This window comes from Ruegeria sp. (genome assembly GCF_965199275.1).
In the GTDB taxonomy this organism is placed as follows: domain Bacteria; phylum Pseudomonadota; class Alphaproteobacteria; order Rhodobacterales; family Rhodobacteraceae; genus Ruegeria.
Genome location: NZ_CBDAQX010000035.1, coordinates 310,089 through 324,917, shown reverse-complemented (window position 1 = coordinate 324,917; position 14,829 = coordinate 310,089). Strand labels below are relative to the sequence as shown.

General features: G+C 59.9%; 15 protein-coding genes. 8 read left to right on the top strand and 7 right to left on the bottom strand.

Annotated elements, in window-relative coordinates:
* From ACOERD_RS30160 to ACOERD_RS30145, 4 genes are all read right to left on the bottom strand, one after another.
* The coding region (locus ACOERD_RS30160) for an ISAs1 family transposase (protein ID WP_419741404.1) at window positions 1-350 on the bottom strand (350 nt) is incomplete at its 3' end.
* Window positions 265-996, bottom strand: coding sequence for an ISAs1 family transposase (locus ACOERD_RS30155; RefSeq protein WP_419737770.1), 732 nt, complete (start codon window positions 994-996; stop codon window positions 265-267). The genes ACOERD_RS30155 and ACOERD_RS30160, both read right to left, overlap by 86 nt.
* Before the next feature lie 280 nt (window positions 997-1,276).
* Window positions 1,277-2,323 (bottom strand): tyrosine-type recombinase/integrase, encoded by a 1,047-nt coding sequence (locus ACOERD_RS30150; protein WP_419741334.1) that lies wholly within the window; start codon window positions 2,321-2,323, stop codon window positions 1,277-1,279.
* Between the two features lie 62 nt (window positions 2,324-2,385).
* A complete protein-coding gene (locus ACOERD_RS30145) occupies window positions 2,386-3,516 on the bottom strand; it encodes a tyrosine-type recombinase/integrase (protein WP_419741333.1) in 1,131 nt (376 codons plus the stop codon).
* A 163-nt stretch (window positions 3,517-3,679) separates the two neighbouring features.
* Between ACOERD_RS30145 and ACOERD_RS30140 the strand changes: the two genes are divergently transcribed.
* From ACOERD_RS30140 to ACOERD_RS30110, 7 genes are all read left to right on the top strand, one after another.
* On the top strand, window positions 3,680-3,928 hold the full coding sequence (locus ACOERD_RS30140; protein ID WP_419741332.1) for a DUF2484 family protein: 249 nt from the start codon (window positions 3,680-3,682) through the stop codon (window positions 3,926-3,928).
* Window positions 3,925-4,167, top strand: a complete 243-nt coding sequence (locus ACOERD_RS30135; protein WP_419741331.1) for a DUF2484 family protein — start codon at window positions 3,925-3,927, stop codon at window positions 4,165-4,167. Before ACOERD_RS30140 ends, ACOERD_RS30135 begins: the two co-directional genes overlap by 4 nt.
* A 56-nt stretch (window positions 4,168-4,223) precedes the next feature.
* Window positions 4,224-5,150 (top strand): UDP-N-acetylmuramate dehydrogenase, encoded by a 927-nt coding sequence (gene murB / locus ACOERD_RS30130; RefSeq protein ID WP_419741330.1) that lies wholly within the window; start codon window positions 4,224-4,226, stop codon window positions 5,148-5,150.
* 108 nt (window positions 5,151-5,258) lie between these two features.
* Window positions 5,259-6,176: a D-alanine--D-alanine ligase gene (locus ACOERD_RS30125; protein WP_419741329.1), complete on the top strand. Its 918-nt coding sequence runs from the start codon at window positions 5,259-5,261 to the stop codon at window positions 6,174-6,176.
* Window positions 6,164-7,171: a cell division protein FtsQ/DivIB gene (locus ACOERD_RS30120; RefSeq protein WP_419741328.1), complete on the top strand. Its 1,008-nt coding sequence runs from the start codon at window positions 6,164-6,166 to the stop codon at window positions 7,169-7,171. Before ACOERD_RS30125 ends, ACOERD_RS30120 begins: the two co-directional genes overlap by 13 nt.
* A gap of 8 nt (window positions 7,172-7,179) precedes the next feature.
* A complete protein-coding gene (gene ftsA, locus ACOERD_RS30115) occupies window positions 7,180-8,514 on the top strand; it encodes a cell division protein FtsA (RefSeq protein ID WP_170375007.1) in 1,335 nt (444 codons plus the stop codon).
* Window positions 8,501-8,917 carry a hypothetical protein gene (locus tag ACOERD_RS30110; RefSeq protein ID WP_170375009.1) on the top strand — a complete coding sequence of 139 codons (417 nt, stop codon included), beginning with the start codon at window positions 8,501-8,503 and terminating at the stop codon, window positions 8,915-8,917. The genes ftsA and ACOERD_RS30110 overlap by 14 nt, the downstream gene beginning before the upstream one ends.
* A gap of 147 nt (window positions 8,918-9,064) precedes the next feature.
* Here ACOERD_RS30110 and ACOERD_RS30105 read toward each other — a convergent pair whose 3' ends face one another.
* A complete protein-coding gene (locus tag ACOERD_RS30105; protein ID WP_419737600.1) occupies window positions 9,065-10,246 on the bottom strand; it encodes an ISNCY family transposase in 1,182 nt (393 codons plus the stop codon).
* A gap of 862 nt (window positions 10,247-11,108) precedes the next feature.
* On the opposite strand from ACOERD_RS30105, the gene ACOERD_RS30100 reads away from it, so the two are divergent.
* Window positions 11,109-12,434 (top strand): hypothetical protein, encoded by a 1,326-nt coding sequence (locus ACOERD_RS30100; protein WP_419740135.1) that lies wholly within the window; start codon window positions 11,109-11,111, stop codon window positions 12,432-12,434.
* A 132-nt stretch (window positions 12,435-12,566) separates the two neighbouring features.
* Here ACOERD_RS30100 and istB read toward each other — a convergent pair whose 3' ends face one another.
* Both istB and istA read right to left on the bottom strand, forming a co-directional pair.
* A complete protein-coding gene (gene istB / locus ACOERD_RS30095) occupies window positions 12,567-13,298 on the bottom strand; it encodes an IS21-like element helper ATPase IstB (RefSeq protein WP_419737606.1) in 732 nt (243 codons plus the stop codon).
* The gene (gene istA / locus ACOERD_RS30090; protein ID WP_419737605.1) at window positions 13,285-14,793 is read right to left on the bottom strand and encodes an IS21 family transposase; all 1,509 of its coding nucleotides are present in this window, start codon (window positions 14,791-14,793) and stop codon (window positions 13,285-13,287) included. The genes istB and istA overlap by 14 nt, the downstream gene beginning before the upstream one ends.
* Window positions 14,794-14,829: the final 36 nt, after the last annotated feature.

The following is a 14,829-nucleotide window of genomic DNA, read 5'->3' as shown; positions in this document are numbered from 1 at the left end:
GTAAAGATATTGCGTGGCGCGTTGTCAGATCGGTTGGTGTAGCGATCCTCTCCCAGAGTGACATCCTTGTCGCGGTGCATGGTCTCGATGCGCCAATGGTTACGGTTCAGGCGCAGGATGTCTTTGGGTTTGGGCCGCGTCAGGCTGGTGATGAGATACACTGTCTCGGCCTGTGTTCTGGTAATCTGCCCGGCGCGGATATGCTCGCGGGTTCGGCTGATGCAGGCGATACTGCGGATCGTTGGCCACTGCTTGCGCATGTGCTCACTCAATGCCTCGACGGGAAGGATCTCGATGCGGCGCTGGTCGATTCTGCCGTGCCCCGATTGCGGCGTCTCCCGCCATTCCAACAGGGGGAAAAACCGGCGTCTTGAACGCCGTTTCGATTTCTCCCCGCAGGTCTTTCTGATTGTTCTTTACAGGGAACACGTAATCGCCACCCCTCTCCACAACTTTGGAAGTGACTGTTTTTTGGCAGAAAATGGCATCCCCGGTGACGATCTGTCCCGCAAGGTCAATCTGGTTCAGCAGCCGCAGGGCATCAGGTATTTCCATGCCCTTGCCACGCGATGATGTGTGTCCGACGGATTGTTCAAGCGTCGCGCAGAACCCCGACAACACATGTTCCGCCTTGCCTGCCGCGTCCTTGCTGCCGCGTAGAGTTTTGCCATCAATGGCGATCTGATGGTGAGCTTCATCATCTTGTGCTGGCGCCGTAAGCCGCCCAAACGCCTGCGCCAGGGTAGCCGGGTCGAGGATACGTAGCGTTTCCGTTAGCGTTGCATGGCAGGGTGACGCGCGCCCGCGACGGAACCCCAAGCGCATGAGTTGACGCGGCGTGAGCGTACGACCAAGGCGGAACGCCGCCATCATACCCTTGCGCCCACTGAGCATGGAGAGAAGCATCAACCCGACCAGCGCTTCAAGTGGGTGTTGACGGCCCTTTTTGCCGCGCGGGTCGGGAATTTGACGCAATACTGAACGAACCGATACCATCGCTGAAACCTCCTCTACCTCACATCCATGGAATGGATTCACTCAATCAAATGATTTGCAAGCGCTTTTTGACGTCTGGTAAATAGCCCTGATATTGTCAGAACTGCGGCTGAACTGTGGCAAAACCCAAGGCCAGCCAGGCATATGCCCTTCAAGACGGTCCCATCAATGACCAGACATATTACGATCCAACCGTCAGAACGGCCCGCCCTGAATGGCAAACTGGAAGGGGCTTCCAATAAACCGGACGCCTCCACGCATCATAAGACAGGCAAAGCGCTCAGCCGGACCGCAACAGCCCGGCAATGCGCGCCCCGACCCGCTCGGCTGCGGCCTCGACGTCCCTGTCTGCGCTGTGGGCATAGCGCAGCGTCATCGTGACCTGGCTGTGACCCAGGAGCTTCGACACCACCGGCAGGGGAATACCCGCCATCACAGATTGGCTGGCATAGGAATGTCGCAGGTCGTGCAGACGCACGTCCTCAATGCCGATCTCCCGTCTGATCCTGTACCAGAGCCTCAACCCTCCCGAGCCGGGCCGCGCCGGGTTGCGCGGCGAGGGGAACAGATATGCCCCGGCCCCCTTCATGCGCCTCTCAACGATGGCGCGGGCCTCGGCGCTGAGATACACAATCCGCGGACCCGTCTTGCTGTCTTCCAGCCTGAGGCGGCTGCCATCGACCTCGCTGCGCCTGAGATGGGTGATTTCCGATTTGCGGCAGCCCGTGAGCAGCAGAAGCCGGATGATGTCAGCCTGCACGCCATTGCGCCCCGCGCTGTGCCGGTCAAGCGCCGCGTTCAGCCGCGCGATTTCATCCCGCGACAGGAACCGCGTCAGCCTGGCGCGCCGGTTCGGAAGCACAAAACCCGCCGGGTTGCTGTCGATGAGGCCGCGCTCAAGGGCAAAGTTCAGGCTCTGGCGCAAAAGTTTCAGCGCATGGTTCGCGCCGCCGGGCGCAGAGGCGCTATAGGCGGCAAACCAGTCCTCAATAATCTGTCGCGTGATCCGGTCAATCCGAAGCGCTCCGAACGCGGGCAGAAGCTGCCGCGCCAGAATGTGATCCCGCCCCCTGACCGTGGATGGCTTGCAGCGCGTGGACCATGTCTTGTGCCACATATCCAGCGCAAAGCCCCGGTAGGTGGGCAGGTCCCAGACCGGCGCGACCCCCTCGACCTGCAACCGGTGACATTCCCGGCGCGCGGCGCAGGCGGGCATCAGTTCAATCCGGCCCAGCGAGACCTTGCGTCCCGCCACCGTGCAGGTCCATGTCTTCGTCCCCGTGGGATAGACCCGAAGGCTCAGGGACGGCACCGCGCTGTCCTGCACGCAATATTCCCGCGCACACGGTCTGAACCTCCGTGCCCGCGCATCCGTCAACCGAACCTTGCTCATGGCCGGGTTCCTCCCCCTGTTCCTCTCCGCGTTCCTCCGAGAACCGCCCCCATCGCGGCGGCGGCATTCTCCACATCACTTTGCGTGTGATGGGCGTATTTGAGGGTGGTTTCGGGGCTGTTATGCCCAAGAAGCCGACCCGCTGCCAGAACGGTTTCCCCGCTCGCGATGGCCGCACTTGCATAGGAGTGCCGCAAATCATGCAGGCGCACATCTCTCAGACCGGCCTGCACGCGCAGCCTGAACCACGCCCGGGTGAGCGTCGCACCCGGCATCGGGCCCGCACCCCGGACGGACGGAAACACCCAAGGCGATGTGCGGGCAAGCGCGTCAAGGACCCTGCGCGCCGCCCTGGACAGCCACACCGTGCGCGGACCCGTCTTGCTGTCGCGCAGAAAGATATGCCCGTCGCGATACTCTGCCCAGCGAAGTGTCCTGATCTCGCTCGACCGGCATCCCGTCAGCGCCAGCAGCCGAATGAGCGGCACGGCCGGGGATGGGGCCGCGCAGCACAGCGCCGCGCCAAGGCGTCCGAACTCGGCCTCCGACAGAAACCTCTCCCTGTTCCTGCGCCGGTAGCGCCTGATCCCCTTGCAGGGGTTGGACCCTTCCGGGCGCAGCCCGTCCATCTCGGCCACCGTCATGATGACCGACAGCACTGGCATCGAGCGATCCGCCGATACCGGCGTTGCGTGCATCGCGGCAAACCAGTCCCGCACGTCCTGCCGCGTGATATCCGCAATGCGCTGCCCCGCGAAGCGCGGAAGAATGTGGTTCTTGAGATAGTTCCGGTTGACCATGAGCGTGCCCGGCTTCCACTGTCGGCCATGGCGGCGGAAGGCCTCTTCCGCAACGCTCTCAAACAGCATCTCCCCGTCGCGCTGCCCCGACCGGAGCGAGACCAGCAGGGCCTGCGCCCGCGCGCGGGCCTCGGCAACCGACATAGTGGCCGGATCGCCCAAAATCTTCCAGACACGCTGCCCCTCGTGCTGGCTGTGCAAAAAGAACCGCTTCCCGCCGCCGGGCAGAACCCTGACACCAAAGCCCGCAAGGGTGGTGTCTCTGACATTGCGTGTGGTTTTTCTGGCGCGCAGGTCGCGCACGCGCGCGTCCGTCAATCTCGGCATAATATCCCTCCATCCGGTTGCAATCCCGGACAAAACCACGCAGGGTTTCGCCCGAAACCTCGACATAGAGAGGATAAAACATGCACTGTTTCAGTGATTTAGAACCGAAGGTGCGGCTGAGGGTGTGTGATCTATTGCCAAGACCACGTCCCAGGAGGGGACAATGGACTATTCGACCATCTTTGCTGCCCTATGGGTGATCAGCGCCACCATCGTGGCCTTGCTGCCGATGCGCCTACAATTCCCTCCGGGGATTGTGCTGTTGATATGCGCGCCGGCAATGATCATCTGGCTGGGCTATGATCATGGATGGGTCTGGTCGGCTCTTGCTTTCGGAGGTTTCGCCTCAATGTTCCGCAACCCGATCCGCTATTATTGGCGCAAATGGGTGCGCGGAGAGGTGATGGAATGACCCTTTCTCTTGCCCTCGCGGCCCTTTGGGGCCTTGTTGCGAACCTTCTGGCGATGATCCCCAGCAAGGACAACCACTGGACCCGCGCCTATGTCCTGATCGCGGTCGGTATCCCTCTGCTTGGATATGTCACCTATGAGAACGGCCCATGGGTCGGGCTGATAGTCCTCGTTATGGGTATGTCGATACTGCGCTGGCCGGTGATCTATCTGGGGCGGTGGCTTCGTCGTCGGATTTGACCGTTTCACTGCGGATACATGTTGCCAACTCGCTCTGAATCCGCGAGTTAGCAGCTATGACTGTTCTTCCTGTGCCTCGTGGCAAACTGTCCGAAAACCGAAGTCTCAGCGACCTGACATGGCTGCGTGTCGGCGGTCCAGCTGACTATTTGTTCCAACCTGCGGATGTAGAAGATCTGCAGGGCTTTTTGCGCGAGCTTCCCGATGACGTCGTAATCTTCCCGATGGGCGTCGGCTCGAACCTCATAGTGCGCGATGGCGGATTGCGCGCCGTGGTGATACGGCTGGGGCGGGGCTTCAATGGGATTGAGATCGAGGGCACTAGGGTAACCGCTGGCGCGGCGGCTTTGGATGCGCATGTGGCGCGCAAAGCGGCGGATGCTGGTGTGGATCTGACCTTCTTGCGCACAATACCGGGCTCTATCGGTGGTGCTGTGCGCATGAACGCAGGGTGTTATGGCAGCTACACGGCGGATGTTCTGAAAAGGGCCACTGTCGTCACACGGCGGGGTGAAGTGATTGAGCTTGGCCCCGAGGACCTGAACTTCCGCTACCGTCAATCCGATCTGCCTGATGGCGCGGTGCTGATCTCGGCAAGTTTCGAAGGCCCGGAAGGTGAACCTGACGCGCTTCATGCCCGAATGACGGCGCAGTTGCAAAAGCGCGACGAGACCCAGCCCACCAAAGACCGCAGCGCCGGGTCGACCTTTCGCAATCCGGCAGGGTTCTCCTCGACCGGGAAGGCAGATGATGTGCATGACCTCAAGGCTTGGAAGGTCATCGACGATGCGGGCATGCGTGGGGCCAAGAAAGGTGGCGCGCAGATGAGCCCCAAGCACTCGAATTTCCTGATCAACACCGGTGATGCCACTGCCGCGGACCTCGAAGGTCTGGGTGAAGAGGTGCGAAAAAAGGTTTACGAAACAAGCGGCATCACGCTAAAGTGGGAAATCATGCGGGTCGGTGACCCGCTGAAAGAATAAAGCCCCAACCGTCAGACCATAACAGGCAATTAACGGCGACGGATCAAAGGCATAAACGCAGTACGGACCACCACATAAGGTCCGGGGACATTGAGGCGCACGTTGGGTATGTCGAGCAGGACAAACCCCAAAGTGGCGGTATTGATGGGTGGCCCCTCGGCGGAACGCGAGGTGTCTCTCAGCTCTGGGCGCGAATGCGCAGCCGCCCTTGTGGGAGAAGGCTTTGAAGTGGTTGAGCTGGACGCAGGTCCCGACCTCTACGCGCGCCTTTTGGACATCAAGCCGGATGTGGTTTTCAACGCCCTGCATGGCCGCTGGGGTGAGGATGGCTGCGTGCAGGGTCTGTTGGAGTGGATGCGTATTCCCTACACCCATTCGGGTGTTTTGGCCTCGGCGCTTGCAATGGACAAGCAGCGCAGCAAAGAGGTCTATCAGGCCGAAGGACTGCCCATTGTTCCCAGCGTGATCGTGCCCAAGGTCGAGGTGGTCGAGGTCCATGTGATGGAGCCGCCTTACGTCGCCAAGCCCAACAACGAAGGCTCCAGCGTCGGCATCTATATCGTACACGAGGGGTCGAATGGTCCTCCGCAATTGTCGGAGGATATGCCCGATCACATCATGGTCGAGAAATACGTGGCGGGTCGAGAACTGACTGTGACCGTTATGGGTGATCGCGCCCTGACCGTGACCGAGATCATGACGGATGGCGGTTGGTACGATTACGATGCCAAATACAAGCCCGGCGGCTCGTGGCATGTGCTGCCCGCAGACATCCCGCAGGATATCTTTGACCGCTGCATGGACTACGCTTTGAAAGCGCATAACGCTTTGGGCTGTCGCGGCGTGACCCGCACCGACTACCGGTGGGACGACACTATGGGTGCGGATGGGTTGTTCCTGCTGGAAACCAACACCCAGCCCGGGATGACGCCGACCTCGCTGGTGCCGGAACAGGCGGAACACTGCGGGATGAGTTTCGGACAGCTCTGCGCCTGGATGGTGGAGGATGCCACATGCGACCGCTAAGGGCCTTCCGCGCGCCAGTGATCCATCGGGCCAAACCTCTGGCCGGGCCAGATGCCGATTTCGAATCCGCTGATACCGAATCCCATGATACGCAGCCCGTTCTGCGCTTGGGCGGGGTGAAGCTGTTCACCCGCACCGCGCGCCGGTCTGACCCGGCACCATCGCGCCTCAGCTACCGGTTCCAGCGTTGGATGCTGACACCGGGCATCCGCATGGGCGTCAAGCTGGGGCTGCCTGTCTGCGCTGTTGCGGCTGCCGTTGGTCTTTACTTCGCGTCAGAGGAGCGGCGCGAGGCGCTCAATACCTATATCGCCGACATACGCACCTCGATTCAGGAACGTCCTGAGTTCATGGTCAATCTGATGGCCATTGATGGTGCGGGTCCCGGCCTGTCGGATGACATTCGCGAAGTGGTGCCTTTGGATTTCCCGATCAGCTCTTGGGATTTGGATGTCGAGCAGATGCGCGACACGATTACCGGTCTGGACCCGGTGAAATCGGCGACTGTGCGCATTCGGCCCGGTGGCATCCTGCAGGTGGACGTTGTCGAGCGTCAGCCTGTCATCGTCTGGCGCACCCGAGAATCTATCGAGCTTTTGGATGAGACCGGCGTTCATGTGGACCTGATCGCCTCACGCAAGGATCACAGCGATCTGCCTTTGATCGCGGGCAAGGGCGCGGATGAGCATGTCGCCGAAGCGCTTGAGATTTTCCGCACTTCGCGCAGCCTTGGCACCCGCGTTCGGGGTCTTGTGCGCATTGGTGAGCGGCGCTGGGATCTGGTGCTGGATCGCGGCCAGCGCATCATGCTGCCGACGGATCGCCCAGTGCGCGCGCTCGAACGGGTGCTGGCTGTGAACGAAGTACAGGACCTGTTGGAGCGTGACGTGGCCGTTGTGGATATGCGCCTCGGACAGCGGCCAACAATCAGAATGACCAAAGCCGCCAGCGAAGACTGGTGGAATACAAAAGTGACAGTGGGTAACGGGCAGTAACGACCATGATGACCGATCTTTATCAGTCCCAACGCGCCATGCGGCAAATGCGCAGACAAGCGATGCAGCGGGGCGTTATCGCCATTCTGGATGTGGGTAGCTCGAAAATCTCGTGCCTCGTGCTGCGCTTTGACGGCACCGGACGGCTGAGTGAAGATAACACCATCGGTTCGATGGCTGGGCAGACCGGGTTCCGGGTCATTGGCGCGGCGACCACCCGCTCGCGCGGTGTACAATTCGGCGAAGTCACGGCCATGCAGGAAACTGAGCGTGCGATCCGCACCGCCCTGCAAGCCGCGCAGAAGATGGCCGATATCCGCGTCGATCACGTGATCGCCTGTTTCTCGGGCGCGAACCCGCGTTCCTACGGTCTGGACGCGCAGGTCGATCTGGAAGGCCAACTTGTGACCGAGGCCGAGGTTGGACGTGTTCTGAACGCCTGCGATGTCCCGGATTACGGGGCGGGGCGTGAGGTTCTGCATGCCCAACCGGTGAATTTCGCCTTGGACAACCGCTCGGGCCTGATCGATCCGCGCGGGCAAATGGGGCAATCTCTGGCCGTCGACATGCATATGCTGACCGTCGACGCGATTGCGATCCAGAACATCGTCCGCTGCATCAAGCGTTGTGATCTGGAGCTCGCAGGGATTGCGAATTCAGCCTACGTCTCGGGAATCTCGGCATTGGTTGAGGATGAGCAGGAGCTGGGCGCGGCCTGTATTGACATGGGTGGCGGTACCACCAGCGTGTCAATCTTCATGAAGAAGCACATGATCTACGCCGATTGCGTACGCATGGGCGGTGATCACGTCACACAGGACATCTCGATGGGTCTTGGCGTGCCAACTGCCGTGGCCGAGCGGATCAAGACCTTCAATGGCGGTGTCCACGCGACCGGAGCTGACGATCGCGACCTGATCGATATTGGCGGCGATACAGGCGACTGGGAACATGATCGCCGCACCGTCAGCCGGGCCGAGCTGATCGGGATCATGCGCCCTCGGGTCGAAGAAATTCTGGAAGAGGTTCGTGTGCGTCTGGATGCGGCCGGGTTCGAACATATGCCCAGCCAGCAGATCGTGTTGACTGGTGGGGGCAGTCAGATCATGGGGCTGGACGGCCTCGCGACCCGTATCCTTGGCCAGCGCGTCCGTCTGGGTCGCCCGCTGCGCGTTCACGGCCTGCCACAATCCGCGACGGGGCCGGGCTTTTCCTCGGCCGTTGGTCTCAGCCTGTTTGCGGCGCATCCGCAGGATGAATGGTGGGATTTCGAAATCCCCGTCGACACCTATGCCGCGCGCCCGTTCAAGCGCGCCGTTCGGTGGTTCCGTGACAATTGGTAGAGCCCTGCGCTGCGCCTTGTGCGCGGCGCTTGCGCCCGGCCTCGCTTCGGCGCAGTCCGTCATCTCACCTGAGACGTTTCTGGATGCTGTGCTTGGCAAAACGGTGCAGTTCCACGAAATCCGCAGCGGAGATCTGGTGGGAACCGAGCAATTCCTGAACCGCAAAACCTCGGTCTGGCGGGTCGAAGGTGGGGGATGCGTCTACGGTCAGATCACAACACCGAATGGGCAGATCTGTTTTCTCTATGACGATGATACAGACGGCATTCCCGTCTGCTGGTGGCCATTCGAATATCAGGGCCGTTTGATGGTTCGGTTGGCAGAGCTCAGCAATGGTGAAATCCAGGAGGTGCGCAGCATGACCAATCACAGCCTGAATTGTCCAAGTGCCCCAATCAGTTGAAAAACACCTGTCGAGAACATTCTGAATTGTCCGGTGTAGGTAACATGCCAATTGTCCGCTTCAGTTGATTGCGCGGTGGCCCAATTCGGAGGGAGCCGTAGGCGACCGTAGATTTGGGCCACCGCGTTCGCGCCACGTCGAAGCGGGTCACGCGACTTTGTGTTTGCTATCCTCCTGTGTGATGGGTGATCCGTCAGGCTGGTAGCGGCCAATGCATCTCGGGCCGTGGAAGATGACCAGTTGACCATCGGGGTATTCGTGGACCCTGACCTTCGCCTTGACGAAATGATGACGGTGCCTGTCTGCCGCGATCTGCATGACCAGGCCCTTGTAGCGCACCGTATTGTCGTTGCCGACGACGCGGTCTTCCTGCACACACAGGGTGTCGCGCACATTGCCTGTAAACGGCACGAAGGCCGAGGTCGTATCCTCCGGCTCCCTTGCAAACAGGGCATTGTGTTCGGGAAGATAGACCTCTTTCAGGAACTGATTGGCCTCTTCAATGGTTGTGATCCCATGGGACCGCAGTTCCTGCGGCAATCGGTTCTGGAACGTGCCAAACATGCGTTCAGACCGTCCACGGGCCTGCGGTGAATAGGCCGGGATCAGCTCAATGCCGAGTTGCTGCAAGGCGCGCCCGACCTGGGTCAGATTGTCCTTGTCCACTTTGCCGCCCGCTTCGGGCGTATGCCAGTAATGAGAGCCCCGATCGGCATAGAGCGAGCAAAACAGACCTTGCGCCTCGATCACCTCTGTCAGCCCCTGAAAACTGCTCATCGTCCCTTCTTCCTCGACAAAGAATGCCGAATAAACCCGGTTGGTGGCATCGTCCATGGTGACGATCAGATCCCACCACTGACCCGGAACCCATTCATGGCTGGAGCCGTCCTGATGCAACATCATGCCAACCATCGGACGGCGGGGCCGCTTGCGCCGATGGGCACCTCGTCGGGGTGCTGCCTGAACCCGGCCGTGGCGCTGCAGTGTAAGCCGCACCCAGTTGTAGCTCTGTGTGAAACCATGGTGGGCCACCAGCTTCTCGTGGAAATGCTTCGGCGTGTAATCCCAGTACTTGGTATCAAACAGTTCAAGCATCTCCATGACCTTATCCGTGGCAACACGATTGTTGGCCAGTTTGCCAAGCCGACGGTCGTACAGACCTTCTGCACCATCCGCCTCAAATCGATCCTCCCAACGCCTGACGGTGCGCACGGATACACCCAGTATCTCAGCCGCCTGTTCTTGCGTCAGCTTGTTCGCGCTTCGCCGCGAATACACATCTTCAAACTTCATCAGTCGAACTTCCTGTAACACTTCTGCTCGGTTCATAACGCCTCCTCTCAGAGACAGAATAGAACCGGACAGATCGCATGTTACATACACCGGACATATCGCGTGTTAGCGACAGTTAGCGACATCAGCGCTTGACAATGCGCAGTTGGGCGATATCGTCGCTCGTCGCTCGTCGCTCGTCGCTCGTCGCTCGTCGCTCGTCGCTCGTCGCTCGTCGCTCGTCGCTCGTCGCTCGTCGCTCGTCGCTCGTCGCTCGTCGCTCGTCGCTCGTCGCTCGTCGCTCGTCGCTCGTCGCTCGTCGCTCGTCGCTCGTCGCTCGTCGCTCGTCGCTCGTCGCTCGTCGCTCGTCGCTCGTCGCTTCATGTCTGTTGAGGGCCTGTCAGATTGGGGCGCGGTCTCACGGCGGGTAGAGCGCGCCCGGTTCGGGCTTTTCCGATATTGTGATCCCTGTCGTTGCGCTGGCGATTTTGTGCCTCGCGCAAGCCTTCGTTTGTGTTGTGCTGCATGTGTCCGGCAGACCTTGAGCCGGCATGCGGCTGCAGGCGCGTTGGCGCTCCAGCGCAGGGAAACCTGCACGACCTCGATACATCGCGCCTGTGCGGAATGGTTGAGGTTTCATTGCGTGTCAGTCGTCGCGGCTTCGGAGGCACGCTTTGCCACCCCCTTTGGCTCTCTGGCTGTCCTGCTGCTTCCGTCTTTGTTGGACAAGACAGAAAACAAAGCGTTTGCTGGCCCGATTGAGGCAGCCTTCGCTGTCTTTCGTCGCTGCTTCAGGCGCGCCCTCTGCCAATCCCTCTGCCAATCCCACTGTCATCAGGCTTCCGACTGCCCTTCATCCCCGCTCTGGCGGGCAAGACACATGCTGTAATCAACCCTTTCTTATGGAGACCCCCTCACCATGACCCAAGCACAACTTTCGACTGTATCGACTGGCGCGTCTGCGTCTCAATCCGTGATTGTATTCCCTGAAGGGGTTCAGGGTTTACTGGTTCCGCTTGGTCCGAACGTGATCGCACGCACCTTCCGGCAAGGTGATGACCTTGTGATTGTTTACCAGGATGGTCGCCAGGTTCAAATTGCCGGTTTTTTTGACACGGGTGATCGTGTTTTGGTCGCGCAGGACCCGGAGAGCGGGGATCTGTTCGAGGTCAGCCTCGCGCCGGACGGTTCCCTGATCGGGGTTGAGCCGAGGTCCGTTGCGGATATTGCGGAGCTACTTGGCGCGACGCAGGAGGAGGTTGAGGCGCTGTCTGCAGCCCATGGGGCGGATGCGGATGCCGGGTTTGCCGACAGCGATCACGTGACGCTTTCAACACAATCCGGTGTCGAACTGGCCGCAATCAATCCGGGCCTGGTCGCTGCGGGAATTCTCGGCGCAGGTGCAATCGCCGCCATTGCAACCAGTAGCGGTGGATCGAGTTCGAAGAGCGATGGCAACAACCCGACCCCAACACCGGACACAACATCGACAGAGACCACCGACCCAGGCACGACGCCTGCCCAGGGACCCGGCGGTGGTGATGCGGATAGCGACGCTGCGACTGTGACGGCGATTGACCGCGAGAATGCCTTGGGCGACATCGCGGCCTATGCCGAGGATCAGGGCAATACTGCGCCGACGGTTGATACCTACGCCACGGCGGGCGTGACGGGCGTGACGGCTGACAATCTTGCGGCAGTGAATGCGGCGATTGCAACAGGGGGCAGCAGTGCCTTTGTGCCCGATACTCTTGTGGAACCGACGGTCTTTGTTCAGGGCGTCGTGAACCGAGTGATATCCTCGTCGGAAACCGGTGATGGTGAAAACCAGACCTCACCAACAGATACAACATCTACAGAGACCCCCGATGGAACCGGCGACGGTGATGTGGGCGGGAACGCTGATGCAGCAGTGGCTGCGGCGACAGCACTGGGGACCATCGCGGATTACGCTGATGATGACGCGAACAATCCTGCGCCGGATGCGGCGACCTACACCACGGCGGGCGTGACGGGCGTGACGGATGCCAATCTCGCGGCGGTGAATGCGCGGGTTGCAGGTGCAGAGCGCGAGGGTGCGGACACGGTGGCCGAACTGGATGCGCTGGTTGGGCTGGCCAACGGCGATGTTGCGGCGGCAGCGGCTGCGACGGCAGCACTGGGGACCATCGTGGCCTATGCCTGTCAATCGGCATTGAATAATGACCCCCCATCGGCGTCCAAATTTGACCCCCCTTGGAGCTAAGAGGGGCGTTGAGGGGGTCGTGTTTAGGTTGATTCAGGAGGGGGTGGACAGCAGGTCAAACCGAAAAGAGAGCGTAGCTCGACTGAAGGTTTGACCTGCTGTCTGTTTTGAATTTATTCCCCGATTTCGAGGTTAGTCGCGGTGGTTAATTCGCCAGCTTTCGTTCCCGGTTTCGATGATATCGCAATGGTGTGTCAGTCGATCCAGGAGAGCAGTGGTCATTTTGGCATCTGTGAACACACTCGGCCATTCAGCAAATGCGAGGTTGGTTGTTAGCAGAATAGACGTTCGCTCGTACAGTTTGCTGATGAGATGGAAGAGTAATCGTCCACCAGACTCTGCGAACGGCAGATAACCGAGTTCGTCTATAATCACGAGGTCGACGCGGATCAGCTGCTCGCTGAGCCGCCCGGCGTTGCCTTCGCGATGTTCAGCCTCCAGCTTGTTCGCGAGATCCACAGCGCTGAAGAACCTGACCCGCCGGCGGTTATTGACCGCGTGGCCCCCGATCGCTGTTGCGAGATGCGTTTTGCCCGATCCGGTTCCACCGACCAGCACGCCATTCCTGGCCTGGTCCATAAAATCGCCGTCATGAAGATTGCGCACGACTTCCTCGTTGACGGGGCTGACCGTGAAGTCGAACTCAGGTAAGGACTTGCAGACCGGGAACTTTGCGGCACCCATCTGATACCGGATCGAGCGCGCAGTCTTTTCGGCCAGTTCGGCCGTGAGGAGTTCGGCCACGACCTGTTGGGGCCGCCAGTTGTTTTTGGCTGCGGCCTGCATCACTTCGTCAAAGCAGTTGACGATGCCTGGCAACTTCAGTTGACGGGCAAGTTCGAGAATTTCCTTACGCAGTTGCATGGGAGCCTCCAAGCCTGTCATAGCGAGCGCAATCCGCGATCGGTGCCATTTTCAGCTGCAGGTGGGCAGGCGGCTCAATCGCCTTTGGCGGCGGGGGATTGGTGCGCCGAGAGACAATGTTCAGGATCGCATCGGCCTTGCGCAGGCCAGATTTTAGAGCTTCTTCGCAGGCAGCCTCGACCACATCAATGTCGTGCTGGTAAGCAGCGAAAAGAATATCGGCAAGTTGCCGGTCTCCGTCGGATGTGCCCCGCAGATGGGTCCAGATCTGCGTCATTGCCGGTGGTAGGTCCCAGTCACGGAACGGTGCTCCATTGCGCAGAGCGCCAGGCTTGCGCTTGAGGACGGGCACATAGTGCCAAGGGTTGAAGATCGTTTTTCCTCGGCCGAAGCACCGTTCGTGCTCTCCGACAATCTCACCGTCTTGGCGCAGGACAATCCGCGTGGCGTAGACCTGCAACTGGACCTGACGTCCAACAGCTCTTGCCTCAACGCTGTATTTGTTTCTTTCGAAGTTGATCAGGCAGGTTCGGCTCACGGCGACCGTCTTTTCACGGAACCCGACGAAGGGCTTCTGCAGATGCGTCAGCAGCGGCTTTTCCTGCTGGAACTCCTCCCAGACCGTCACCTCCAGGTTTTCCGGATGCCGCAGTTCTTTTGCGCGTTTGATCGCGTCTTTTTGCAGCCGGGCATTCAATTCATCGAAGTCGGCCACCTCCAGACGCGGTGTAAAACTATAGGCGCGGCTCTCCTTGACCAGATTCTCAACCTGACCCTTCTCCCAACCGGCCGCGCGCGTACAGGCGATCGGGTTCACCAGATGATGAGAACACATCCGGGAGAATGCCTTGTTGAACTTTCTTTCCTTGCCCGACAGGATCGCATCGACGGCGGTCGTCATGTTATCGTAGATCCCGTTGATGCAGCCTCCACCAAAGAATTTGAAGGCCTCGTCGTGGGCATCAAAGACCATCTCCTGCGTCTCGCGCGGATAGGCAATGGAGAATGGCATGCGGCTATGGCAAAGTTTGAAATGGGCAACCTTCACGGTCGTGAGTGCACCGTCCATCAAAACCGTCTCCACACTCCAGTCGAACTGGTACGCCTCCCCAGGATCAAAGATCAGCGGGATGAACGCCTGCGCCTGTTGTCGGCCGTGCGCAATGCGCCAATTCTTTGTGTAGCGTCGAACACTGTCATACCCGCCGCCAAAACCATCATCGGAGAGTTCCTTCCAGATTTTGGTCATCCGCTTGCGGTGTTTCTTCGGAAGCGCCTCGTTCTCCTCAAGCGTTTCATCCAGACGCGCGCGCCAAGGCCCGAGCACCGGGTATGGCTGCGATTTGCGCTCATATTTGAACTCCGTCACTCCCGATCGGATTATCTTTCGAACCGTTGCACGGCTCAAATTGAGCGAACGGCAAATTTCCTTGATGCTCTTTTTTTCGATCAGGTGTAAGCGACGCACTTTTCTAATAGTTTCCACGCAAATCATCCCGCTTGCCTCTCCATCGACTGCTCAATGAAAAGG

Bases quoted from the DNA above. Each gene is read 5' to 3' on its own strand.
- ACOERD_RS30155 (WP_419737770.1), bottom strand. From the start codon at position 996: ATGGTATCGGTTCGTTCAGTATTGCGTCAAATTCCCGACCCGCGCGGC.
- ACOERD_RS30145 (WP_419741333.1), bottom strand. From the start codon at position 3,516: ATGCCGAGATTGACGGACGCGCGCGTGCGCGACCTGCGCGCCAGAAAA.
- ACOERD_RS30140 (WP_419741332.1), top strand. From the start codon at position 3,680: ATGGACTATTCGACCATCTTTGCTGCCCTATGGGTGATCAGCGCCACC.
- ACOERD_RS30135 (WP_419741331.1), top strand. From the start codon at position 3,925: ATGACCCTTTCTCTTGCCCTCGCGGCCCTTTGGGGCCTTGTTGCGAAC.
- murB (WP_419741330.1), top strand. From the start codon at position 4,224: ATGACTGTTCTTCCTGTGCCTCGTGGCAAACTGTCCGAAAACCGAAGT.
- ACOERD_RS30125 (WP_419741329.1), top strand. From the start codon at position 5,259: ATGTCGAGCAGGACAAACCCCAAAGTGGCGGTATTGATGGGTGGCCCC.
- ACOERD_RS30120 (WP_419741328.1), top strand. From the start codon at position 6,164: ATGCGACCGCTAAGGGCCTTCCGCGCGCCAGTGATCCATCGGGCCAAA.
- ftsA (WP_170375007.1), top strand. From the start codon at position 7,180: ATGACCGATCTTTATCAGTCCCAACGCGCCATGCGGCAAATGCGCAGA.
- ACOERD_RS30105 (WP_419737600.1), bottom strand. From the start codon at position 10,246: ATGAACCGAGCAGAAGTGTTACAGGAAGTTCGACTGATGAAGTTTGAA.
- ACOERD_RS30100 (WP_419740135.1), top strand. From the start codon at position 11,109: ATGACCCAAGCACAACTTTCGACTGTATCGACTGGCGCGTCTGCGTCT.
- istB (WP_419737606.1), bottom strand. From the start codon at position 13,298: ATGCAACTGCGTAAGGAAATTCTCGAACTTGCCCGTCAACTGAAGTTG.
- istA (WP_419737605.1), bottom strand. From the start codon at position 14,793: ATGATTTGCGTGGAAACTATTAGAAAAGTGCGTCGCTTACACCTGATC.